Source organism: Cohaesibacter gelatinilyticus, from assembly GCF_900215605.1.
GTDB classification, from domain to species: Bacteria; Pseudomonadota; Alphaproteobacteria; order Rhizobiales; family Cohaesibacteraceae; genus Cohaesibacter; species Cohaesibacter gelatinilyticus.
On record NZ_OBEL01000001.1, the window covers coordinates 711,554 to 735,200 of the forward strand.

Genomic DNA, 23,647 nt, shown 5'->3' on the forward strand with positions numbered 1-23,647 from the left:
TTTATGTTAACTTTGAAATATGTACGATAACTATTTCAAGCCAATGGGAGGGCTCAATGAAACTTATGAAATTAGGTACAGCAGCAGGCGCCATACTTGTTGCACTCGCCTCACTGGCATCTGCGGCGGAGCTACGTGGATGGAATACACATGTACCGGATTATCCGGTATCGGTTGCGATGGATAAATTTGGCGAATTGGTTGCACAGCGAACAGAAGGGCGTGTCAAGCCAAAGACCTATCATTCCGCTCAGCTCGGTGAGCAGGACGATGCCATTGAGCAGATGCAATTTGGTGGATTGGATTTTGCTGTTTTCAATCTGGTGCCGTTGAACAATCTCGTTCCGGCAACGCAAGCAACAACCTTGCCATATGCTTTTAAATCCATCGATCACATGCATCGCGTTATGGATGGTAATGTAGGTGAGGTCATCGGAAAGCATATGGAAGACGTGAACATGGTCGCGCTGGCATGGTATGACAGTGGTGCGCGGTCTTTCTATGCAAACAAACCCCTCAAATCACTGGCTGATCTGAAAGGGTTGAAAATCCGCGTGCAGAACTCCGATGTCAATGTGGCGATGGTTGAGGCTCTTGGTGGCAATGCGACGCCAATTCCATTTGGTGAAGTGTTCACGTCCATTCAGTCCGGCGTGGTTGATGGCGCTGAGAATAACTGGCCATCCTATGAATCAACGGGTCATTTTGAAGTGGCACGCCACTACCTGCTGGATCAACACACCATTGTGCCAGAAGTTTTTGCCATCAATAAAACCACTTGGGACAAATTGAGTGGAGATGATCAGAAGATTGTCCGTCAGGCTGCGATTGAAAGTGCAACATTGCAGCGCAAGCTATGGGCAGAGCGCGAAGCCAAATCCGAAAAAATTGTGCGTGATGCAGGTAATACCATTGTGGAACTGGAAGACAAGTCCGACTTCATTGCAGCTATGAAACCTGTCTACGACAAGTTTGCCACCAATGCGGTTGTGAGTGATATCCTGAAGCAAATACAAGCAGTGAAATAACATTCAATAGTGAATGCAAATAGGAGCAAACGACATTGCCGTTTGCTCGCTTGGAGGAAAGCATGCATTGGAAGTTGTTTGATAGGCTGGCGAGCATGGTGATTGTGCTTGGCGGACTATCCTTGATTATTCTGATCTCGATCATGGGCTATCAGGTTTGGGGTCGCTATGTACTCAACGATACACCGACCTGGGCGGAAAGCCTTGCGCTGCTTTTGATCTTGCTGGTGTCACTCCCCATTGCCGCGATTGGGTTGCGAGAAAATTTCCATCTTGGTCTCGATTTCCTTACGGAGCTGCTGCCAAGGCGCATTCAAATTGCTTTACGGGTCATCAATACTTTTGTCCTTCTAACATTCGGTCTGGCAATGACCTGGCATTCACTCAGTCTTGTGAGCGGTACCTGGAACCGCAATATTCCACTGATTGGGGTGCCTCAAGGTTTCAAATATCTGCCGCTTGTTTTTTGTGGCATTCTCATTGTTCTGTTCATGATCGAACGCCTGGCCGGTATGTGGTCGCATGGCGTCTTGATTGGCGAAGACATATCTGACGAAGGAAATTGATATGGGCCTCACAATTCTTCTGAGTGTCTTTGCCATTACCATGTTGTCTGGCATACCAATTGCCTTCTGTCTGGCCATTGCTGCTTTTTGCGCTGCCATGATCGAAGGACTGCCAGAATTGATCGTGTTTCAGCGCATGGTGTCCGGCATGAGTGGCTTTACACTTCTTGCAATCCCTTTCTTTGTTTTTGCTGGCGAACTGATGATGCGTGGTGGAATTGCCATGCGTCTGGTGCGCTTTGCTGAAACCTTGGTAGGGCAGGTGCGAGGCGGACTCGGGGTTGTCAACGTGCTCAGTTCAATGCTGTTTGGTGGTATCTCCGGTTCCGCTGTCGCTGACACATCCGCACTTGGATCTGTGATGATCCCCATGATGCGAGAGCAGGGATATGACGATGATTATTCAGTTAATGTGACCGTCACATCTTCCATCGCCGGTATCATGATCCCGCCGAGCCATAATATGATCCTCTATGCTCTGGCGGCTGGTGGTGGTGTGTCGATTTCATCGCTGTTTTTGGCGGGGATCGTGCCTGGTATCATGATGTGCCTCATCTTGACCCTCGCCACTTATTGGATTGCAGTTCGTCGTCACTATCCATCGCAGAAATTTCCTGGTTGGCAAGCTGTATTCTTCGCCGCTGTCTATGCGCTACCCGGTTTGATGACCGCAGTTGTAATTATTGGCGGTGTTTTATCCGGTATTTTCACGGTAACGGAATCGGCTGCCATTGGCGCTATCTGGGCCTTGTTGGTCACGATCTGCGTTTATCGCTCTTTGACCTGGCAGGCTTTCTTGCAATCTGTCACGCAAGCCATTCGCACCACAGCATTGGTGATGATTTTGGTCGGCGCAGCAACCGCTTTTGCCTATTTTCTGGCGCTCTATCAAGTGCCGGACATGATCCTGGGAGCCATGACCGCGATCTCGGACAACAAGTATTTTGTGTTGCTGATGATCAATGTCGCGCTACTTGTGCTTGGAATGTTCATGGATATGGCGGCGTTGATTCTGATCTGCACTCCGATCTTTCTACCTGTCGTGAGAGAATTTGGTATGGATCCGGTTCAATTTGGCATGGTTCTGATGATGAACCTTGGTCTGGGCTTGACCACCCCTCCGGTTGGTGCATGCCTGTTCGTTGGGTGTGCTGTAGCGAAGGTGCGAATCGAAAGTGTATTGAAAACCATCTGGCCTTTCTATCTGGCAATTTTTCTGGCGCTATTGCTGACAACCTACGTTCCGGCCATTTCTCTGACCCTTCCAAGACTGTTTGAGTGAGGCACCAAATGCTTGAAAAACTGCTGATCACTGGAGCTGCTGGTGCATTGGGAAAGATGATACGTCCTCGACTCCAAAAGATTGCAAAATCCCTCAGGGTCAGTGACCTTCATGAATTTGCCTTGAATGGCGATCATGAAGAATTGATGATCGGCGATCTGGTAGACACCGAGTTCATGAACCGTCTTCTGCAGGATTGCGATGGTGTGGTGCATTTGGGTGGGATTTCTATCGAGCAACCCTTTGAGCCGATCTTGCAGGCCAATGTTATTGGTATACATAACCTTTATCAGGCCGCCAAAAAGGCGGGACAGCCCCGCATATTGTTTGCCAGTTCCAATCACGCCATTGGGTATCACTCCGTGAGTGAACGTCTGGATGCCCTTTCACCTATCATGCCCGATGGTTTCTATGGGGTGTCCAAGGTTTTTGGTGAGGCAATGGCTAGCATGTATTTCAATAAAGAGGGGCAGGAAACGGCCATTGTTCGTATCGGCTCGTGTTTTCCCGAACCCAAAGATCATCGTATGCTCAGCACCTGGTTCAGTCCGGATGATTTTATCTCGCTGATTGAGATGGTTTTTAAAGTTGAAACGCTTGGCTGTCCGATCATCTATGGAGCATCGAACAACGATGAGGGCTGGTGGGATAACAGCAAGACAGAAAGTCTTGGATGGAGGCCAAAAGACAATGCCGAAGAGTTTCGCGCCAAGCTGGATGCAACAATACCCAAACCTGCTCCAGATGATATCGCTACGTTAAATCAGGGTGGCAGTTTTGCCGCTGCTCCATTGATGACGAAGTGATCATGTAGGGCTGCAAAATTATGTTGAGTGGAAAAGTCGTTTTCTCCTCGCAATCATTTGCTTCCATCATACCCGTAGGAGGTGGGGATGGAGCAGAAGCATAAAACGTCACTTTCAGGAAAACAGGCCACTGTGTTTTAAATTGTCATCTCGTCGCCTTGCCTGAGTGGTATAAGTTCCTATCTGTGAAGGAGCAAATACGACTGAAGGAATTGACATATGCTTATTACCACGACAAACACCATCGAAGGCCGGACCATTCACGACTATAAGGGTATGGTCAATGGCGAGGCAATTTTGGGGGCGAATGTCTTCAAGGATTTTTTTGCAGGTATTCGGGATATCGTCGGTGGTCGTTCCGGCGCTTATGAGGGTGAACTTCAAAAGGCTCGTGAAATCGCTCTGGAAGAGATGAGCGAACATGCTCGTCGCCTTGGTGCCAATGCCATCATAGGCGTTGATGTAGACTATGAGACAGTAGGGCAGAATGGCTCGATGTTGATGGTCGCTGCTTCTGGTACAGCTGTGGTGTTTGAGTAATAATTTTCCTGTAGCATTGGGCTTTCGTCGGTGATTCTTGCCGCGCATCCCCGAAAAAGATTCAGACTTTTCGGATAAGGATACGCGCCCAAAAAATTAGAGCATCTCATTGCTCGACCAGCCAATGGGATGCTCTGAAGCGAAGGCCCTAACATTATGAAATCTATTTGCATTTTTTGCGGCTCCAACTGGGGCAATCGGGAAGAATATAAACAAGCTGCCAGCGCAATCTCCCGTGAAATTGCTCGGCGTGGCTATACCCTTGTTTATGGCGGCGCAGGTGTTGGATTGATGGGCGCTTGCGCTGATGCCGCATTGGCAGAAGGCGGCAAGGTGATCGGCATTCTACCCGAAGCCTTGAAGGAGAAGGAAGTCGACCATAAGGGTCTGACCGAGTTGCACTTGGTCTCTTCCATGCACGAGAGAAAAGCCATGATGGCCGAATTGTCGGATGGTTTCATTTCCATTCCCGGCGGTGCCGGTACCATGGATGAGATGTTCGAAATTTGGACCTGGGGCATGCTGGGTTGGCATGACAAGCCATCAGCCTTGATGAATGTTGAAGGTTATTATGATGACCTCATCAAGTTTTTGGATAAGACTGCAGACGAAGGGTTTGTTCGCAAGGCTCATCGAGAAATGCTGATCATCGATACCGATGCAGAATCCATTCTTGATCAGATGGAAAATTATCAACCACCTCAAGGCTCCAAATGGATCAAGCAAAAGAGCGAGACCTGATGATGTCTCAGTTCGAATTTGTGCGTCTGAGTGATCTTCCGGATTTGGCCGAGCAATGTGCACGACTGAATGATGCGGAATGGGGTGATGGTAGCGCTGAGTCCATTGAAATGCGTATCAGCAGTTTTCGTCGATTGGCATTGGCGGGAGAGAATGAAGATGTAATTCTCTGCCTTGGTGAAAAAGGCGAGTTGGCTGGTCTGTGCGTGTTGATTGACAATGAGTTGCCTGCTTATGAAGATCTCAGCCCTTGGCTCGCCAGCCTGATTGTGGCACCAGACTTTCGAGGTCGGGGATTGGCACTGAAGCTGATTGCTGAGCTGGAAAGCATGGCCAAAGAAATGGGAGAGGGGGAATTGTTCCTTCACACTCGATATCCCGAACTTTACAAGAAAGCTGGATATGCCGAGATTGAAACTTATGAGCGGGATGGAAATATCCATGTCGTGATGGGCAAAGCTCTCTAGGCCTTGCTCTAGGCATGCCGTCAACAGAATTCAGTACGGGAAAACCAGCGTTGATTGGCTGTCACTGGTTTTCCCGGGCTTTTGCGCTATCGTGGGTGGAAATACAGAGAATCATTCTTCCTCGACCATATCCATTAATCAAATCCCATGATGAAGACAGATCACCCAATCGCTGCTCCGACACATGCAAATGGCCACAAGCCTGCAAATGAGGAAGTGCATTCAGAACAAGAGAAAAAAATATTGCGGGTCCTGGTCTATTCGTCAGAGCGGAATGGCGGCAACATGCCAGCAAGACAGGCCCTGTATCTTGCTGCCCTTACTGAAAATCCAAATATCAAGCTGACTATTCTGGCGCCGAATGGAGCGGCTCTCAGCCAATTGGCGAAAGAGCAAGAGCTTCCGCTATTGCCGATTTCCGAGTTTGGCCGTTCACTCTTGCGCCGAACACCTCAGCTTTGGCCGATCTTGACAGCCATGAGACGGCACAGTTTTGATCTTGCCATTACACATGATGGATATGCAGCGCGCGGTTTGTCTTTGATTGCCAAGCGAGTCATCGGAATTTGTCATGATGATCAGTTTGAGCCTTTCAAGACCGTCGATACGCTGCTGACCCTTTCTTCCAGCGCGGCTGACAAGGCCAAGTCAGTGCTCGATAATGATTGTGATATCCAAAGCCTTCCATATCCCTATCAATGCACTAGCAAGGTCATGAAGCCCGAACCGGAACATCAGCGATTGACAGTCGGAGCTTCTGCTCATTTTATCGAGAAAAATGGTGCGGCAGTGTTTCTGCATATGGCGCAATTGATGGTTCAGGAACGTCCCGATATTCGGTTCATTCTTGCAGGAGATGGTCCTGATGATCAGGATCTCAAGCAATTGGGGGAGCAAATCGCTCCTTTTGTGGAGTTTCCAGGGAGACTCACACCAGCTGAACTGGCGCGTGAAATAGATGTTTATTGCCAGACATCCAGGGATGAACCGTTCGGTTTGACCCTTTGCGCAATGATGGAGAATGGGATCGCTTGCATCTCTACCTGTACAAACGGGGCGATGGATATTCTGAAAGGCGGCATGGTGGCACCTTTGACACCAATTGATGATGCGCTCAGCCTGACTGAGCGTCTTCTGGAGATGATTGGAGATCCAGATCGTCTTTCATCCGTCAAGAAAGCCTGCTTCATTCGTATTCGAGAGGAAGATTTTGATGTCCATTCGTTTGTGGATCGACTGAATGAGATCGTGGATAAGCAAGCAGTGCACCATGCGAATTAATCCTCATTGCTTGTGAATACCTGCAGTTTCAATCCTTATTTGTTCCGATCGTCTCTTGCTGTTCCGCAATGCAGTGCCTAAATTGACATAAATCAAGTCAGCAGGTGTATCCAACCAATTTCTGGCCACTCAATCCTGCCATACCTCCATCCCTCCCAAAGGAGATAGTCCATGTCTTTTGAACTTCCTGAACTGCCTTATGCCTATGACGCACTTGGTGATTTCATGTCCGCTGAGACTCTGGAATTCCACCATGACAAGCATCATATGGCTTATGTAACCAATGGCAATAATCTGCTGAAAGAGTCTGGTCTGGAAGGCAAGAGCCTGGAAGAGATCGTCAAGGAAAGCTTTGGTACCAATGCCGGCCTGTTCAATAATGCGGCACAGCATTACAACCACATCCATTTCTGGAAATGGATGAAGCCGGTTGCCAATGAGAGCAAGGTTCCCGGTGCTCTGGCTGCCAAGATTGATCAGGATCTGGGCGGCATGGACAAGTTCCGGGCTGATTTCATCAATGCTGGTCTGACCCAGTTCGGCTCTGGTTGGTGCTGGTTATCCCTGAAGGACGGCAAGCTGGAAGTCACCAAGACCCCTAATGGCGAGAACCCACTGGTTCATGGCGGCACACCGCTTCTCGGCTGTGATGTTTGGGAACATTCCTACTACATCGATTACCGCAATGCGCGCCCTAAGTATCTGGAAAGCTGGTTCGATAACTTGGTTAACTGGGAATATGTTGCTGAGATGCTGGAAGCTGCTTCCTAATTCAGTACCATAGTTGATATAAAAATTCCCGCTGGATCCTGGATCGAGCGGGGATTTTTTATGAGGCGAAAACTAAATGATATCAAGTCACTACCGCTGAGTGTTGCCTAAGCTTACAGGCCTCTGCGGCAAGGCTTGTAATATGTGGAATGGGGAAAATCGGTACGCATCCAGTAAAGCCAGTTTTCGCAGGATTTGCGGGTTTTGAAACAACCAATCTGATTGATATATTCCTGTTTGGGACCCCAATTGAACATAGGTTCCAAATCCCGCTTCCCGACATGACGTCCCCACCAGACTTTGGACGGTCCGATCTTCTTGGCAAGATCCAGACAACGTTCCGGGCGAGGCTTTGGGCGTTTATTGCTACCGGCATTTACAGGGGAGGGCGCCACGAGCAAAAGCGGCAGCGTGAAAGCTGTCGCAAGCAGTGTCACAGACACTCTTTGTCTTACCATTGGCATGGTCTCCTGACAGTCAGCGGATGCTCCCATTGAGAGAAGCAAGAACAATCCGACCGGATAGGGGATTGAATTGCGAGGACAAATCTACCCGGTCAGCGTTGGGAATCAGTTTACCCATCAAAATGTCAAAAGAGGGGCAATGCCAGCGGAAAAGTGCGAGATGTGCAAAATATCGTATATTTTGATCAAAGCCCATCAAAATGACCGCTGGCATACCATGACCCAGGAATGTTTGCTGTAATTTTCCTAATAAAATTAGGATGATCACAATTGGTCGTGGGCAAAGCTCCAGTAGAGCTCTTTGGCCTTTTGTGCGATAGGTCCAGTTCCATATTCGCTGGTATCATAAGCAAGAACGGAGGTCACCTTGCTATAGTTACCTGTGGCAAAAACCTCATCTGCAGTACGGAAATCATCAAGGCTCAAGGTCTGCTCTTCCACTTGTAACCCAGCGTCACGCAGAAGCTTGATAACCCGTTGACGGGTGATGCCATTAAGGAAAGTGCCATTTGGAACAGGTGTTTTGACAATTCCATTCTTGACCATGAAGATGTTGGCTGTGGCCAGCTCCGCCACATTGCCCAACATGTCGCATACAAGTGCATTGTCAAAACCCTTGGCGATGGCCTCGTTCAAGCAACGCGAATTATTGGGATAAAGGCAACCAGCCTTTGCGTTGACGGGCATACATTCCAATGTTGGACGGCGAAATGCTGTTGAAGTGATGCGGATGCCAGGAGCTGTTGGCATTGGTGCTTCAAACATAGTCAGACAGAAATCGATCTCATCAGGATTAACAGAGATAACACCGGCACCTTCGCCTACGCCCCAATAAGTAGGACGAACATAGATGGCATGATCCTTGTTGAACTTGCTGGCACCTTCGTTGGTGAGTTCCATCATCTGTCCCACTTCCATCGTGGGATTCATACCTAAAGCCCGAGCAGAATTATTGGTTCTGGCGCAATGCAGGTCCAGATCCGGCATCACCCCTTCAAAAACCCGGGCTCCATCAAATACGCTGGATCCAAGCCAGAATGCGTGTGAGCGAGGTCCCATGAGAGGAGGGTTTCCCTCGTGCCAGTCACCATTATACCAAGTCCAGGTCTTTGAAAAGTCGGCCATTATAGTCTCCGAGGGTCTTGTAGATATAGTTAGTTTGAGCAGGCATGCGGGTAGCCATCCAGAATGAGATGGGTAATCGAAACGCCTAACGAGATCAAGGTCAAGATTTTCCTTGATACTGTACGCAATTAGGATTGAATAGTTCCAAATATGACCAGTTCTGTGAATTTAATTCCGAAATAGGTCGATTTGGAACATGGTGGGGTGCATTCTGCTCGATAGTATTGTGTAGAGACAAAGAGGAGCAAGAGACTATTTTCAAACTGCTATCTTTTAATGGGCTTCAATATTGGGCAGAGTGAGAAGAAAATGATTTGCCCAATGGAAAGCAGGAGAGGCCAATGTCCCAATTATCAGCATGTTCGGTTTATGTGTTTGATGCATATGGCACTCTGTTTGATGTCCATGCTGCCGTGCGAAAGCATGAGCAATCTCTCGGGCCCAATGCCGCGCTTTTGTCTGAAATTTGGCGCAACAAGCAATTGGAATATAGCTGGGTGCGCAGCTTGATGGGCAAGTATAGAGATTTTTGGACTCTGACAGAAGAAGCACTGGATTATGCCTTTGCCAAAGTACCAGATGCAGATATGAGCAAGCGCACGGATCTGCTGGATGCTTACTTTGCGTTGGAAGCTTATCCGGAGGTGCGCTCGGTTCTGGAACGGCTAAAAGCCCAAGGCAATGAGTTGGCCATCCTGTCCAATGGATCTCCTGATATGCTGAAAGCGGCAGTCGAGGGAAATGGACTGACCGATCTTCTCGATCATGTTCTCTCCGTTGATGAATTACGGACTTACAAGACTGCAGAAGCGGTGTATGAACTGGTTGGAACTGTCTTTCGCGCGTTCCCGGAAGCGGTCTCGTTTCAATCTTCCAATCGCTGGGACATTGCCGGGGCAACGGCCTATGGTTTTCGCACTGTCTGGATTAACCGTACCGGGCAGCCTGACGAGTATGGAGATCTTTCCCCAGCAGCTCAGTTGAAGGATTTAGAGGGTTTGTTGCTGTTATAGGAGTGAAATTTATTCGCAAACGAGATTGATCTATAGAATTTTAAAGGTTGGGTTAACTCTAACTCGCAGAAAAGCATGAATATAGCTATTTTCCCTCATATATTGCCCTTCTGAAACAATCAGATACAGAGTGAAACAATCTATTTTTAAGATAGCTCTGCTAATGATTGTCTCAACAAGATGTGGGTGAAGCAGAAATAGGGCGGATCGGTGGTTTATAATATTGCAGTGCATGAGAGTTTTGATTTCCACTCTGCGGAATATGAGCATCTGTTTGCGGAGAGTAAGGCAACAGCCTTTCAGAGCCCAATATGGTTGACGCACATCTATGCTGATCTGGTTGATCAATTAGGAGCCGATCCTCTTATCATCTCAGCTCGATGCAAGAAATCCGATGAGTTGAAGCTGGTTCTTCCGATGGTGCGTCGCCGCTACAATGGTTTGGCCGTTATCGAACCTGCAGATTTTGGAATTTGTGATTATAACGCTGTCGTGGCTGCACCAGGTGTACGGAGAGCGTTTTTTGAAGATCAGGGGCTTCAATCCAAAATTGGATCCGTTCTCAAACCTTATCAATTGATCTTTTTTCGAAAAATGCCAGAGGAATGCTCATTCCTGATGACCGCATTCGACCAGCCTAAGGTTGGCGAGATGGATACCTGTACTTATGATACGGAAATTTGGGGGCCATTTGAAGAATGGCAGCAGCAAGCATTGTCTTCCAGTTTTCGTAAAGAATTGCGTCGCAAACGTCGCAAACTGGAACAACATGGAGAGGTTCGCTTCGAGATTCTCTCAGATGCTGACGAAATTCGACAGGCGATCGAGCTTCTTTCGGAAATGCGCTCACAGAGATTCGATGATGATCTCTTGAAACAGCAGATTTATCGAACCTTCTACGCCAATGTAGCAGTCGAGGGTGCCAAAACCGGAGAGTGTCAAACGGCACTGCTTTATGCAGGGAATGACATCACGGCAGTAGAGTTCGGTTTGGTCCATGACAATTGCTACCATTTCCTGCTAGGCGGTTTTGATGGGCAGCGCTTCTCCAAAAGTTCTCCTGGCATGTTGATGATAGAGCATGTGCTAAGAGAACGTATCCAGCAGGGAGATTCCCGGGCTGACTTCACCATTGGTGACGAAGCCTATAAGGCAAAATTCAATGCAACACCGCGCCCATTGAAACATGTTGCCGTTTCTGGCGGCTTCCTTGGTCAGTTAGCGCATCTGGCATACGAGAATGGTGGTCTCTTGAAGAAAGCAGCAAAAACCCTTGCAAATTATAAAGTTGCAGGTTGAATGCATGAAAGATCAGATTGCTGTGATGACGTATGATCAAGAAACTGAATAAGAAAAGGCCAAGTTGGAGCCTTTTCTTATTCAATGATTGTGTTCCGAAATATTCTAGGCTTTGTCCAGTTTGCCTGTAACTTTCAGGGCAAATGCCCATTCCAGTGCTGTTTCCTTCAGTCGATCAAAGCGTCCTGAAGCTCCTGCATGACCACTATCCATATTGATTTTGAGCAAAAGTAAATTCTGATCCAATTTTTTCTCACGCAATTTGGCGACCCATTTTGCCGGTTCCCAATAGGTGACACGTGGATCGGTCAGACCGCCGACCGCAAGGATGGCAGGATAATGCTGCACACTGACCCGATCATATGGAGAATAGGCCTCAATTGATTGATAGTCTTCTTTTGATGCAATAGGGTTACCCCATTCCGGCCATTCCGGTGGAGTGAGGGGAAGACTTTCATCCAGCATGGTGTTGAGCACGTCAACGAATGGAACCAGAGCCAGAATACCGCAGAAGAGGCCCGGATCCATATTGGCGACGGCACCCATCAACATGCCACCAGCAGAACCGCCTTCGGCCACGATATTGCCACGGCTGGTAAAGTTGTTCTCGACAAGATAATTGCCTGCAGCGATGAAGTCTTTGAAAGTATTGGGTTTCAGGCCTTTCTTGCCATTCTTGTACCAGGCAAAGCCTTTTTCCTTACCGCCGCGAATATGGGCGATGGCATAAACGAACCCACGATCGACCAGCGACAATGCATTGGTAGAGAAACTGGCAGGAATGGAAATACCATAAGATCCATATCCATAAAGCAAACAGGGAGCACTACCATCTAGAGGAGTGTCCTTGCGGTAGAGCAGGGTGATTGGTACCTGCTCACCGTCATGACTGGTTGCATGTAGGCGGCGAGTGACATAATCCTCGATCACATGCCCGCTTGGTACTTCTTGCTCCTTGCGCAGAGTACGGGAGCGGCTGGACATGTCATAGTCATAGATCCGTGACGGTGTGGTCATGGATGAATAGCTGAAGCGGATCACGCTGGTGTCAAATTCCAACGAACCTGATAGTCCTAGTGCATAGGCTTCTTCGTCAAAAGCGATAGAATGGACAGCACCGGAGGTCAGATTTTTGATCTGAATCCGTGGCAATCCTTCCGCGCGCTCCATCCAGGTCAAATAATCGCGATATATCCCGTGAGACAGAAGCAAAGTACCTGCTTGATGTGGAACCAGGTCGACCCAGTTCTTACGACCTGGCGCCATGACAGGCGCCGTTACCAGTTTGAAATCCTCGGCGCCATCTGCATTGGTCAGAATATAGAGAAGGCCAAGGCCTTCATCGACGCTATATTCTATTCCACTCTCACGAGCAGAGATCAGTTTGGGCTTGGCCTGATCATCTCGAGCATCAATCAGATAGCACTCGCTGGTTTCATGATCGTGGCAATCAATGATAATGTGATTGCCAGACTGGCTTTTGCCAAGACCGACAAAGAAACCTGGATCTGTTTCTTCATGGATTAGTTCATCGTCTTTTTGATCTTGACCCAATTTGTGCCGGAACACCTTGCATGGGCGATGATTGTCATCCAGCCAAGTGTAATAAAGATGGCTGCTGTCCGCGCTCCAAACCGCGCTGCCGGTGGTTTCAACAAGGCTTTCATGGTGATCTTTGCCACTGGTTAGGTCGCGAATGTGGATTTCGTAATACTCGCTTCCCTTGACATCGACTGCCCAGGCCAACATGGAATGATCGGGGCTGTGGCTCATACCAGCCAGGCGGAAGAAAGCTTGACCTTCAGATTCCTTGTTACCATCCAACAAGATCTCTTCCTCACCACCATCGCGCGGAGTACGCACCAGAAGTGGATACTGTCCGCCCTTGATATAACGGCTTTGATAGGCAAAGGCCCCGTCAGGGGAGGGGACGGAGGAATCATCTTCTTTGATACGGGCCTTCATTTCTTCAAACAAGTCGGCCTGAAGCTTTTCGGTATGGGCCAATTCTTTGGAAGTATAGGCATTTTCCGCTTCCAGATAATCACGGATATCGGCAGGCAGAACATCCTTGCCTTTTTGCATGACCTCTTGCCAGTTATCTGCCCTCAACCATGCATAGTTATCGCTCAACTTGATATCGTGAAAAGTCCTGATAACAGGTCGGTTGTCAGCCTTGGGCGCAAGGGACGGATAAGCGGCTTGGGATGCTTTTGCACTCATTGATATTGTCCTGAAACAAGCGAAGGGTCACTAGATAGCTCTTTCTAGCATCTAGGAGGTTAAGCAAGCCTTCTCAAGAGCACAGGTAAAAAAGCCCGACTGAGGAAACTCGGCCAGACGCGTAGTATGTAATGATAGATGCCGGTTATTTCTGAGGGCGGCGGAAGCTGATGAAGAACAACGCCAGACAAACCAGCCCGATACACAAGCCAGCGGAAATGGCCTGATAGGCTCCAACGGTGTCGGAAGAACGTAGCACGGCCTGATCGGGATCGTTCGGGTTGTAATAAACCTTTATCTTGGTTCCAATTTGATAGGGTTCCAGTTCTGTCAGGGCAACACCTTTAAGTGTTCGCTCTGCCGGATGTAGGGACAAGTTGGCGCCAAGATAGAATTTACCATTGATTTCATAGCGATATCCAGCCACGGCCTTATAGGTTTTGAATGTGGACCCATCACTTCTTTTTCGTTCATACTCCTGAACTTCATTGGTGACTATTTGGCCTTCCACAGTTGGCCAGCGCTCATTCTGAGTTGCTTCCGATAAAGAGACAAAGCCAAGTCCGGCATAGGTTAATCCACCAAGCGCAATCAATAGATAGAGATATCGCAAGAATGGATTCTCCTGTCTTTTGTGATGGGTTTCTTTCGCTGGAGGAATATTCGCAGGAGAACTGTCAAGGTTGGAATGGGACATTTAATTACCCTTGATTGGCCAAAAAGCGGCTGGACCCGGCTCTAAACTGGTCGAGCCAGTTCATTCTGTTGCAAGCAGTTCGGACCATAGGGTGAATGGGACGAAAAGCAACTCCAAAGCGCAAAAAAGCCAAGCGACCCTTTGCCGCTTGGCTTGAACTCTCAAACACAGGATTGATTAACCCGGACGACGACTTAGCTTTTGTTTTCAGGTTCGAAATCCAGGGCCAGCCCGTTCATGCAATATCGTAGTCCAGTCGGGGCAGGGCCATCATTGAACACATGACCAAGATGAGAAGCGCAATCGGCACAGCGAATTTCCACCCGTTTCATGAAGAATTTGCGATCCTCGTGTTCAGTGACTGCATCGTCGCGAATGGGTTGGAAGAAACTTGGCCAACCACTGCCAGATTCATATTTGGTACTTGAACTGTAAAGAGACTTACCACATCCGACGCAATGATAGATGCCATCGCGTTTCTCGTGATTGAGAGGAGAGCTGCCTGCTCGCTCGGTCCCGGATTCTCGGGTAATGTGATATTGCTCAGGAGACAATTTGGCATGCCATTCTGCGTCGCTCATTGTTATTTTCGCCATTACGAGCTCCTTTCTGTTGAAGCGACAGTCTATGCTCAATATAGGAAGCCCGCCTGCGATTTAAATTCATCTGACATCACGTTTGCGCTAGCTGTAAATCGGCCCTTGCAAGAATTTGGTAAGCATAACTCAAACAACAGAGTAAGTTTTTCCCTATAATTTTAGTCAAATTCGAATGATCCGATTCATTAGGTATTTATAAAGCCCGGATCCATACCATATGAACTGATTAAGGGTGGACGGTAATCAAGGCGCAACAACAATTATGCGCGGGACAAATTCACTCACGAAAACAAGCTGAATGAGGATTGGCGGATGGCGCTTGATTTCAGTGACTACACATTTTGGGCGTTGGTTGCGCCTTTTGCGGCAGCGGCTATTGCTCCGTTGGCCAAAAAATGGCTCGGTCACAATGCTGCATGGCTTCTGGCTTTGGTACCAGCGGCCATTTTTTTGCATTTGTGGAACTATATACTTCCGGTCTCCAACGGCACACCGGTGGTTCTGGCCCAGGATTGGGTTCCAATCTATAATCTCAAGTTTTCCATCTTCATTGATGGTCTGAGTTTACTATTCGCCTTGCTGATCTCAGGCATCGGTACCTTCATCATTCTCTACGCCGGGGGATATTTGAAAGGTCACGCCGATCAGGGGCGCTTCTTCTCGTTCCTCTTTCTTTTCATGGGGTCCATGCTAGGCGTTGTTCTGGCCGACAATCTGATTACGCTCTTTATCTATTGGGAACTTACCTCCATCACCTCTTTCCTGCTGATTGGGTTCAATCATAAGCTGGAAGCCTCGCGACGCGCTGCAATTCAAGCCTTGGTTGTGACCGGTGGTGGTGGATTGGCGCTGCTTGCCGGCTTTATTCTGATGGCCCATACCGGTGGCACATGGGAAATGAGCGAGCTATTGGGCAATCGCGATATTCTAAAAGACAGCCCTATTTATAGCGCAATATTATTGCTGGTGCTTGGGGGAGCCTTCACCAAGTCCGCACAATTCCCGTTTCACTTCTGGCTGCCCAATGCCATGGAGGCCCCGACACCTGTTTCTGCCTATCTCCATTCCGCCACGATGGTAAAGGCTGGTGTTTATCTGCTCATGCGGGTTAACCCAATCCTGGGCGACACGGTTTTGTGGTCCATCATCCTGCCAACGGCAGGTGGACTGACCTTGCTGATCGGGACCTGGATGGCCTTGCGTCAGCGGGATTTGAAGCTGGTTTTGGCGTTTACGACCGTGGCGTCTTTGGGATTGCTGGTCATGTTGGTTGGTACTTCAAATGAGACAGCCATCACAGGTGCGGTCATGTATCTGTTTGCCCATGCACTCTTCAAGGGCGGTCTCTTCATGATTGTCGGCACTGTTGATCATGAAGCGGGGACACGTGATTTGACCAAACTCGGTGGACTGCGCAAGTTGATGCCGATTTCTTTCATCACAGCTATATTGGCGGCACTGTCCATGGGCGGCCTATGGCCGATGATCGGGTTTGTGGCCAAGGAAGAAGTCTATGCTGGTATTTTCGGCACAAGTCCGCATTTCATCGCAATCACTGCAGTAGCTGTGATAGGAAATGCAATGATGTTTGCTGCAGGTTTCATCGTAGCTATTCGTCCATTCTTCGGTCACGAAAAAAAGACACCCAGGAAAGCACATGAGGGGCCAGCTCTTCTTGTTGCCGGGCCGATCGTACTCTCAAGCCTTGGTTTGATTTCGATGATCTTTGGTGGCTTTACCGCGCATAGTCTCTTGGCTCCGATGGCGTCGTCTGTTGCTGGTGTTCAGGCCCATGTGAAAATTGGTTTTGGCCTTCACTTCAATGCAGCGCTGGCTTTGTCAGCCGTTACAATAGTTTTGGGTATTCTCTTCTATCGCAATGCAGATCGCATCCGAAATGCCAAAGGATACGTGATTGAGTTTCTTGGAAGTGGACCGGACAAAGCGTTTGACTATGTTATTGCCGGTTTGGTTCGTGGTGCAACAGGTGTGACTCGTATCTTGCAGAATGGCAGCATGGAAGGTTATCTGACCTTTACTTTCCTGATATCCGCAGCTGCATTGGTTCTGCCATTGTTGATGTTCAACGAATTGCCCGCCATACCGGACATTCCTCGCCTCCATTTTTATGAATGGGGTGTTCTGGGCCTGGCCGTCATAGGATTGATTGCGATCCTTATTGCCAAGACACGACTTACTGCAATTGTTTCTTTGGGCATCCAAGGATTTGCAGTTGCATTGATTTTCATGATGTTTGGTGCTCCGGACTTGAGTTTTACCCAGTTCATGGTTGAGACCTTGTCCGTGGTGATCATTGCATTGGTCATGACCCGCTTGTCATTGAAGGAGCGTGATCCAAGGCCAATTTATCAATTCGTGCTGGACTCGATTGTTGCGGTTTCCATTGGCGGTGGCATTGCATTGCTGCTGATCGCCGTAACTCAAACAACTTTCGATCCAAGCCTGTCCAACTTCTTCACGGAGAATAGTCGTCTCATTGCCCATGGCCGCAACATCGTCAATGTGATCATCGTCGATTTCCGCGGATTGGATACGCTGGGTGAGATTGCTGTTGTCATGATAACCGGCCTGTCGGTTGCTGCGCTTATCCGTGGCACCCGCAAGGCATATAGAAAAAATATCGATCCCATTGATGATATGTTGAAAAGCGAGGGGGCAGACAAATGAAAACCCTGATTTTCCGAACCATTGCTCCCTTCCTGGCCGCTTTGATGGTGCTGTTCTCTGTCTTTGTGACCTTACGTGGTCACAATGAACCAGGTGGCGGCTTCATTGGCGGTCTGATTGCAGCCTCCGCTTTTGCGATCCACGGTATTGCCGCTGGCGTCCATTCAGTTCGGCGCACACTCTACTTCCGTCCTTTGTCTCTGGCGGCTTTCGGACTTTTGTTGGCAGGGTTGTCAGGTCTTCTGTCAATCCTGTTTCAAATGCCATTCCTGACAGGTCTTTGGGCTTTCCCGAAAATCTTTGGTGTTGAGCTGGCTCTCTCGACGCCCATGTTCTTTGACATCGGGGTGTATTTCGTAGTCTTGGGGGCATTATCCTCCATTGCCCTGACGCTGGAGGAGTAGAACATGGAAACCTTGCTAGCTTTGCTTGTTGGTGTTTATTTTGGTGTTTCCGTCTATCTGATGATGTCACGCTATATCATCCGGATCCTGATCGGTGTGGCCGTTCTGGGGAACGGGGTGAACTTGCTGATCTTCACATCAGGACGTTTGACCCGTGAAACACCACCGATCATTCCTGAAGGTTCTATGGTGCCGGAAGTGGTGACTGCCAATCCATTGCCACAGGCTCTGATCCTGACAGCAATCGTGATTTCCTTCTCATTCCTTGCATTCCTGCTGGTGCTGGCCTTCCGCACCTATCAGGAGCTCGGCACAGATGACACTGTTAAAATGCGTGTTGCCGAGCCCGAGAATGAAGCCTTTCCACCGGTAAGCTACTAAGAGGACATAGAATATTATGGCTGGAAGCCCATCCCATTCTGTTGATCTGTCCCAGGCGATGATCATAGCGCCAAGCTCCCCGTCGGACTGGCTGATCATCTCCCCGATCATCATTACAATTCTTGCTGGCGCAATCATGGTGATGCTGCGCTCAAAACCCAATATCCATGCCTATCTGGCAACAATTGCCATGGCCATGGTGGTGACGTGTGAACTTCTGCTCTTGCAAAATGTGCTGGAGCAGGGACCGCAATCCATGACCATGGGACGTTGGATGCCACCCTTTGGCATTTCCTTCACCGTTGACGCCATGGGTGCCTTGCTCGCTGCGGTCTCCGGCATCGTGGCCTTGGCCGTTTGCATCTACTCCTCACTGGATATCAATTATACTGGCCGTCGCTTGGGGTTTTACCCATTCCTGATGCTTCTGATGACTGGTGTGAGCGGCTCGTTTCTCACCGGTGATATCTTCAACCTGTATGTCTGGTTCGAAGTGATGCTGATTTCATCCTTCGGCCTGATCATTCTTGGTGGTGAGAGAGCTCAGATTGACGGTGCATTGAAATATGCCATTCTCAATCTGATGGCGACGACTTTGTTCCTGGTTGCTACCGGCCTATTGTATGGTGTCACCGGCACCTTGAATATGGCAGATATTGCTCTCAAGACGACACTGCTACCACCGGGTGCTCCAATGGGTACCATCGGAGCGCTTTACTTCTTGGCCTTTGCCATGAAGGCGGCAGCATTCCCGGTCAACTTCTGGCTTCCAGCGTCCTATCACACCCCACGGATCGTGGTCTCTGCCGTCTTTGCCGGTCTTCTGACCAAAGTTGGCGTCTATGCGCTGATCCGTACATTGGTAATGATTTTGCCGGAAAGCCGTGAACAGCTTAGCGAAATCATGGCCATTGTCGCAGCTCTGACCATGCTGGTTGGAACATTGGGTGCTCTGGCACAAAATGATGTGCGCCGTATTCTCGGGTACCTCGTTATTGCTGGTATCGGCTCGATGTTGGCGGGTGTTGCAATCGGAACCGGCACTGCGATCATGGGATCCATTCTTTATGCAGTGCATTCCATTCTGGTGATGACCGCACTCTATCTTTCCCTCGGTGTGCTTATCCGTATGTCTGGTGGCAAATATAGCCTTGCTGAACTGGGGGGAGGCTACAAAGCATCCAGCTTGCTCTCGATCCTGTTCCTTGTGCTGGTGTTCGCAGTGTCAGGCTTGCCGCCATTCTCCGGCTTCTGGCCGAAATTCGTGCTGGTTGAAGCAGCTCTCAGCGAAGGTCATCATTGGCTGACTTTCGCGATATTGATATCTGGCCTGTTGACCTCAATTGCCATGGGTCGTGTATGGGCTCACGCATTCTGGAGAGGTGGTCCAATTGGAACCGAAGATGGCCGTGATGCAGCGCCGCTAAACAATCTTGTCGGCACGGTTCGAGCACGCGCTTTCATTCCGATTTCAGTTCTGACGGTCTTCGTCGTCATCATGGGTGTGATGCCCACCCCGTTCTTTGGTATGGCCCAAGCCGGGTCTTATTCCTTGCTTCGTCCTCAAGCCTATACGCAAGCCGTCTTCGGTGAAGTGATCAAGCAAAAGCAGGAACAACACAAGATCATGAATAAAGAGGCGGAGAGCAAAAACGAAGTCGACAAAAAAGAGGAGGGCAGCCACTAATGAGTTCCCTGTTTCTTATAAATATATTGCTGGCACTGGTATGGGGTGCAATCAGCGGCTCATTCTCCGAGTTGAACCTTCTGTTTGGCTTCGTATTGGGCATGATCGCTCTATTCCTGATCCGCGAACAAGTTGGCACGCTGTCCTATCTATCACGGGTCTATAAAGTGATCTCCCTCATTTGGCTCTTCCTGTATGAGTTGGTCCTTTCCGCGGTAAGAGTGGCCAAAATCGCGATGCAGCCAAAATTGAACATCCGCCCCGGCTTTTTCATCTATGAGTTGAAAACGGATCGTGATGCCGAGATCACCTTGCTGGCGAACCTCATCACACTGACACCGGGAACCCTTTCAGTGGATGTATCGGACGATAAAAAGCGCCTGTTCATTCATGCAATCGATATCGAAGATATTGAAGCCATGCGTGTTGATATCGAACAAGGCTTCGAGCGTAAAATCATGGAGGCCCTGCGATGAGCTATCCTACGAGTTTTCTGGAAGTGGCGATCTTGCTCTCGTTGGTTATCCTGACCGTCTCTTTTCTCTTGATTGCCTGGCGTATCATCATTGGTCCCAGCCTTGCAGACAGAATCATGGCGCTTGATATGTTGGTTGCTGTGGGATTGGGTTTCATTGCTGTTATTGGTGTGAAAACCGGGTTTTATCTCTATATCGACATCGCCATTGCTCTTGGTCTGATCGGGTTTCTGGCAACAGTTGCTTTCGCCCGATTTGTACTCAGCCATGGGGATGATTCCGAATTTGCAGATGAAGAAGATGCTGCTGAAGCTCGTGCCAAGGCAGATGAGGCCTTGCAAGAAGCTGGAGGACAATCATCATGATGATCGAAATAATTGTTGGCTGTATCTTGATTGTGGGGGCGCTCTTCGCCTTACTGGCAGCAATCGGTATGGTTCGTTTCCCTGATCTCTATACCCGGATGCATGCTGCCTCCAAGGCTGGAACGCTTGGATCAGGTTTGATGCTGTTGGCATTGGCACTCTATTCTTCAGAATTCAGTGTCGTTTCCAGGGCGTTGGCAGGCATCGTCTTTTTCTTGTTGACGACCCCGGTCGCTGCCCATCTTCTGGCTCGGGCTGCCTATGTTACCGGAACCAAGCCATGGTCAGGAACGGTGATTGATGAATACAAGGATCATTGTTCCGCACAAAAAGACTAGGTAAATTTTACAGATATGGTTCAAATAATAAAAACCTGGCAATAGCCGGGTTTTTTTATGGAAACTGTTTTGATGTGCGGGAATAGTTGGATGAAACGCTAAGTTGGTGTTCGATAACTAAAGGAAAATTGTCGATATCAGTTGTTGTCAAAGGACAATCAGCAGGTTGTATATGTATTTGTTTCAAAATTTTGGCGTTTAAGGAAATTTTTGGAAAATCACAGGGTTCTTATTAATTTACTTGAAGTATAGAGGGAACCCTATTAGGAAGGGTACAAGATTAGCGTCTTCCAAATCAAATTAAAGCACTCTCCCCCGGAACCCCCGCCGACATATGGAAGATGCCGTTTCCATAAGGATCAGGAAGAAGAACCAATTATGACCGAAAATGCGAATAACAATGTTCTTATTGAATTGACTGCCGATATCGTTTCTGCTTACGTGAGCAACAATGCTGTCCCTGTGAATGATGTGTCCGGCCTGATCGGTGATATCTATAAGGCACTTGAAGAAACCAGCAAGCCAGAAGCAGAAGAAGTCGTAGAAGCGCCAAAGCCTGCTGTTTCAATCAAGAAATCTATTACTCCCGATTACATTATCTGTCTGGAAGATGGCAAGAAGTTCAAATCTTTGAAGCGTCATCTGCGCACCCATTACGATCTGTCCCCTGAGGAATATCGTGAAAAATGGGGTTTGCCTGCGGATTACCCCATGGTTGCTCCCAGCTATGCCGAAGCGCGCTCCAACCTGGCCAAGAAAATGGGCCTTGGTCAGCAGCGTCGTCGCAAGGCTCGCAGTTAGTCACTTCACGATACAGAAAATAAGAAAGCGCCGGACCGGATTGTTCGGCGCTTTTTTTATGGATGATCAAAATAGATAATGTAGCGTGATCTACACTATTTGAGGGCTTGATCATCTATGACCAGAGAGTGAAACAAAAGTTGGCTGTTATTCCCCTTCGCTGGAATTGGACCTACATCGCTTTACGAGCGTCTGATTTAATTCTCTCCAGCATAGCGGTGAGGCCGTTGGAGCGCTGAGGGGTCAAATGATCTCGTAACCCGATCTGCGCAAATACCTTTTCTGCGTCCAGAGATTGGATATCTATTGCTGAGCGTCCAGAGAAAATGGATAAGGTAATGGCAACCAGCCCCTTCACAATATGGGCATCACTGTCACCACGGAAAGTCAGAATAGGGGAACCTTTATCTGCCCGATGTTCGGATACCAGCCAAACTTGAGAAACGCAGCCCTGGACTTTATTGACGTCAGATTTTTCTGCATCGCTCAATTCTTCCAAATCACGGCCCAGCTCGATCACATAACGATAACGCTCTTCCCAATCATCAATAAAAGAGAAATTCTCTATGATCTCGTCAATGGTCAGGGTCATGATGGTCTTCTTCCTGCAATCATCTGGTTAGAACCGGGTTTCCTAGCTGGCTGCACCCTAAAGAAGCACAAAACAGGCTGCAACCGACAAACATGGAAATCGGCGCCAACCACGAAAAAAAACGCTGAAGTGACTGGGCAAAGTCGCTTCAGCGCCGGGGAAGGCCCGAGAGTGGGACGAGTACGACCAGAATGAAGGATCATAGGTGATGAGGTGGTTGTCTATGGATGGACAAACAAGATCCGCTCACTCCGGTCTGGGGAAACGGGGCCTGGCAAAATACCTGGACGCCCGAATTAGGTTGAAAACTTTGTTCTTCTTTCTTCTCTAATTGTTCAATTCTTGTCGCTCACGCTGACTGATCTATTCACTGCCTTGTGCCAACATGGTCAGCTCTTGTCTATCAAGTCCCTGTCCCTCTGAGAGAGCCGGAGCTTGCCTCAAACCGCTATTTTCATCGCGATCTGTCTGGTTCTCCTGTCCGTCCAGATAGACATACAATTGTTTGGCTCCATACTTGGCTTTGGCGGAAAATGTTTCCAATGCGACTTCTCCTGCTGCACAGACATCTGGCTGGCGCGAGCAGAAGCCGGTAAAATCATTCAAGGTTGCCTGAGCAACCGTTATGGCCTCCATTGTCGAAAGCCCTGCTTCCTCACGGGTGGTTCCCGGTTCGCGTGGCAAAATCATGATTACCAGCGATAGCCAAAAAGCAGCCCTGATTAGAAATCCGAACATAACGCCCTTTCTCCCACTGACCGACCTTGTGTAGGTCAACTCGTCCTGTATTGCGGCTTCGCATTTTGATGTGATCCTTCTTGATGAAGTGATTCTTGCGACGCTCGTTGTTGTTATCAAACACTGTAATCACAACCTCTCACGGCGAGATTGAGAGAAAGAGTCAAATTAGCGTCAAATCTGGAGCTTAAAAAAAACTTTGATTAACCATACCTCGAAACTCGCAGAAATCCGGCGTTTCTGCGGGAAGTCACTCAGAGAGCCAAGAAGGGTGA

Annotated in this window: 26 protein-coding genes; 19 read left to right on the top strand and 7 right to left on the bottom strand. The window is 48.6% G+C overall.

Annotated features, from left to right (window positions below; genetic code table 11):
* Positions 1 to 56: 56 nt before the first annotated feature.
* The 9 genes from CRO57_RS03155 to CRO57_RS03195 all read left to right on the top strand — a co-directional run bounded on the left by CRO57_RS03155 (position 57) and on the right by CRO57_RS03195 (position 7,482).
* Positions 57 to 1,028 carry a TRAP transporter substrate-binding protein gene (locus CRO57_RS03155; protein ID WP_097151935.1) on the top strand — a complete coding sequence of 324 codons (972 nt, stop codon included), beginning with the start codon at positions 57 to 59 and terminating at the stop codon, positions 1,026 to 1,028.
* 62 nt (positions 1,029 to 1,090) lie between these two features.
* Entirely contained in the window at positions 1,091 to 1,594 is a 504-nt protein-coding gene (locus CRO57_RS03160) for a TRAP transporter small permease (protein ID WP_097151936.1), read from the top strand.
* Position 1,595: 1 nt separating this feature from the next.
* Positions 1,596 to 2,876 carry a TRAP transporter large permease gene (locus CRO57_RS03165; protein ID WP_097151937.1) on the top strand — a complete coding sequence of 427 codons (1,281 nt, stop codon included), beginning with the start codon at positions 1,596 to 1,598 and terminating at the stop codon, positions 2,874 to 2,876.
* An 8-nt stretch (positions 2,877 to 2,884) separates the two neighbouring features.
* Positions 2,885 to 3,682, top strand: coding sequence for an NAD-dependent epimerase/dehydratase family protein (locus CRO57_RS03170; protein ID WP_097151938.1), 798 nt, complete (start codon positions 2,885 to 2,887; stop codon positions 3,680 to 3,682).
* Between the two features lie 219 nt (positions 3,683 to 3,901).
* On the top strand, positions 3,902 to 4,222 hold the full coding sequence (locus tag CRO57_RS03175) for a heavy metal-binding domain-containing protein (protein ID WP_097151939.1): 321 nt from the start codon (positions 3,902 to 3,904) through the stop codon (positions 4,220 to 4,222).
* 156 nt (positions 4,223 to 4,378) lie between these two features.
* Positions 4,379 to 4,963 (top strand): LOG family protein, encoded by a 585-nt coding sequence (locus tag CRO57_RS03180; protein WP_097151940.1) that lies wholly within the window; start codon positions 4,379 to 4,381, stop codon positions 4,961 to 4,963.
* Positions 4,963 to 5,430: a GNAT family N-acetyltransferase gene (locus CRO57_RS03185; protein WP_170955930.1), complete on the top strand. Its 468-nt coding sequence runs from the start codon at positions 4,963 to 4,965 to the stop codon at positions 5,428 to 5,430. The genes CRO57_RS03180 and CRO57_RS03185 overlap by 1 nt, the downstream gene beginning before the upstream one ends.
* A gap of 147 nt (positions 5,431 to 5,577) precedes the next feature.
* Positions 5,578 to 6,711: a glycosyltransferase family 4 protein gene (locus CRO57_RS03190; protein WP_097151942.1), complete on the top strand. Its 1,134-nt coding sequence runs from the start codon at positions 5,578 to 5,580 to the stop codon at positions 6,709 to 6,711.
* 171 nt (positions 6,712 to 6,882) lie between these two features.
* The gene (locus CRO57_RS03195; RefSeq protein ID WP_097151943.1) at positions 6,883 to 7,482 is read left to right on the top strand and encodes a superoxide dismutase; all 600 of its coding nucleotides are present in this window, start codon (positions 6,883 to 6,885) and stop codon (positions 7,480 to 7,482) included.
* Positions 7,483 to 7,595: 113 nt separating this feature from the next.
* Here the strand turns inward: CRO57_RS03195 and CRO57_RS03200 are convergent, their stop codons facing one another.
* Both CRO57_RS03200 and CRO57_RS03210 read right to left on the bottom strand, forming a co-directional pair.
* Positions 7,596 to 7,940 (bottom strand): hypothetical protein, encoded by a 345-nt coding sequence (locus CRO57_RS03200; RefSeq protein ID WP_097151944.1) that lies wholly within the window; start codon positions 7,938 to 7,940, stop codon positions 7,596 to 7,598.
* 270 nt (positions 7,941 to 8,210) lie between these two features.
* A complete protein-coding gene (locus CRO57_RS03210) occupies positions 8,211 to 9,071 on the bottom strand; it encodes a branched-chain amino acid aminotransferase (protein WP_097151946.1) in 861 nt (286 codons plus the stop codon).
* A gap of 341 nt (positions 9,072 to 9,412) precedes the next feature.
* Here CRO57_RS03210 and CRO57_RS03215 point away from each other — a divergent pair, with 341 nt between their 5' ends.
* Both CRO57_RS03215 and CRO57_RS03220 read left to right on the top strand, forming a co-directional pair.
* The gene (locus tag CRO57_RS03215; protein ID WP_097151947.1) at positions 9,413 to 10,084 is read left to right on the top strand and encodes a haloacid dehalogenase type II; all 672 of its coding nucleotides are present in this window, start codon (positions 9,413 to 9,415) and stop codon (positions 10,082 to 10,084) included.
* Between the two features lie 210 nt (positions 10,085 to 10,294).
* Positions 10,295 to 11,383, top strand: a complete 1,089-nt coding sequence (locus tag CRO57_RS03220; RefSeq protein ID WP_097151948.1) for a GNAT family N-acetyltransferase — start codon at positions 10,295 to 10,297, stop codon at positions 11,381 to 11,383.
* A gap of 105 nt (positions 11,384 to 11,488) precedes the next feature.
* On the opposite strand, the gene CRO57_RS03225 is transcribed toward CRO57_RS03220, so the two are convergent.
* The 3 genes from CRO57_RS03225 to msrB all read right to left on the bottom strand — a co-directional run bounded on the left by CRO57_RS03225 (position 11,489) and on the right by msrB (position 14,899).
* Positions 11,489 to 13,606: a S9 family peptidase gene (locus CRO57_RS03225; protein WP_097151949.1), complete on the bottom strand. Its 2,118-nt coding sequence runs from the start codon at positions 13,604 to 13,606 to the stop codon at positions 11,489 to 11,491.
* Positions 13,607 to 13,751: 145 nt separating this feature from the next.
* Positions 13,752 to 14,303 (bottom strand): DUF3592 domain-containing protein, encoded by a 552-nt coding sequence (locus CRO57_RS03230; RefSeq protein WP_097151950.1) that lies wholly within the window; start codon positions 14,301 to 14,303, stop codon positions 13,752 to 13,754.
* A 194-nt stretch (positions 14,304 to 14,497) separates the two neighbouring features.
* On the bottom strand, positions 14,498 to 14,899 hold the full coding sequence (gene msrB, locus CRO57_RS03235) for a peptide-methionine (R)-S-oxide reductase MsrB (RefSeq protein WP_097151951.1): 402 nt from the start codon (positions 14,897 to 14,899) through the stop codon (positions 14,498 to 14,500).
* Positions 14,900 to 15,214: 315 nt separating this feature from the next.
* Here msrB and CRO57_RS03240 point away from each other — a divergent pair, with 315 nt between their 5' ends.
* The 8 genes from CRO57_RS03240 to CRO57_RS03275 all read left to right on the top strand — a co-directional run bounded on the left by CRO57_RS03240 (position 15,215) and on the right by CRO57_RS03275 (position 22,042).
* Complete coding sequence (locus CRO57_RS03240) at positions 15,215 to 17,590, top strand: putative monovalent cation/H+ antiporter subunit A (protein ID WP_097151952.1); 2,376 nt, start codon at positions 15,215 to 15,217, stop codon at positions 17,588 to 17,590.
* Positions 17,587 to 17,994, top strand: a complete 408-nt coding sequence (locus tag CRO57_RS03245) for a Na(+)/H(+) antiporter subunit B (RefSeq protein WP_097151953.1) — start codon at positions 17,587 to 17,589, stop codon at positions 17,992 to 17,994. Before CRO57_RS03240 ends, CRO57_RS03245 begins: the two co-directional genes overlap by 4 nt.
* 3 nt (positions 17,995 to 17,997) lie before the next feature.
* Positions 17,998 to 18,375, top strand: coding sequence for a Na+/H+ antiporter subunit C (locus CRO57_RS03250; protein ID WP_097151954.1), 378 nt, complete (start codon positions 17,998 to 18,000; stop codon positions 18,373 to 18,375).
* Positions 18,376 to 18,391: 16 nt separating this feature from the next.
* Positions 18,392 to 20,062 carry a Na+/H+ antiporter subunit D gene (locus tag CRO57_RS03255; protein ID WP_097151955.1) on the top strand — a complete coding sequence of 557 codons (1,671 nt, stop codon included), beginning with the start codon at positions 18,392 to 18,394 and terminating at the stop codon, positions 20,060 to 20,062.
* Positions 20,062 to 20,538, top strand: a complete 477-nt coding sequence (locus CRO57_RS03260; RefSeq protein WP_097151956.1) for a Na+/H+ antiporter subunit E — start codon at positions 20,062 to 20,064, stop codon at positions 20,536 to 20,538. The genes CRO57_RS03255 and CRO57_RS03260 overlap by 1 nt, the downstream gene beginning before the upstream one ends.
* Positions 20,535 to 20,903, top strand: a complete 369-nt coding sequence (locus CRO57_RS03265) for a cation:proton antiporter (RefSeq protein WP_097151957.1) — start codon at positions 20,535 to 20,537, stop codon at positions 20,901 to 20,903. The genes CRO57_RS03260 and CRO57_RS03265 overlap by 4 nt, the downstream gene beginning before the upstream one ends.
* Positions 20,900 to 21,241 carry a monovalent cation/H(+) antiporter subunit G gene (gene mnhG, locus CRO57_RS03270; RefSeq protein ID WP_097151958.1) on the top strand — a complete coding sequence of 114 codons (342 nt, stop codon included), beginning with the start codon at positions 20,900 to 20,902 and terminating at the stop codon, positions 21,239 to 21,241. Before CRO57_RS03265 ends, mnhG begins: the two co-directional genes overlap by 4 nt.
* A 378-nt stretch (positions 21,242 to 21,619) precedes the next feature.
* Positions 21,620 to 22,042, top strand: a complete 423-nt coding sequence (locus CRO57_RS03275; protein ID WP_097151959.1) for a Ros/MucR family transcriptional regulator — start codon at positions 21,620 to 21,622, stop codon at positions 22,040 to 22,042.
* Positions 22,043 to 22,214: 172 nt separating this feature from the next.
* On the opposite strand, the gene CRO57_RS03280 is transcribed toward CRO57_RS03275, so the two are convergent.
* A complete protein-coding gene (locus CRO57_RS03280; RefSeq protein WP_097151960.1) occupies positions 22,215 to 22,634 on the bottom strand; it encodes a SufE family protein in 420 nt (139 codons plus the stop codon).
* A gap of 363 nt (positions 22,635 to 22,997) precedes the next feature.
* On the bottom strand, positions 22,998 to 23,372 hold the full coding sequence (locus CRO57_RS03285; RefSeq protein WP_097151961.1) for a DUF5330 domain-containing protein: 375 nt from the start codon (positions 23,370 to 23,372) through the stop codon (positions 22,998 to 23,000).
* Between the last annotated feature and the right edge of the window lie 275 nt (positions 23,373 to 23,647).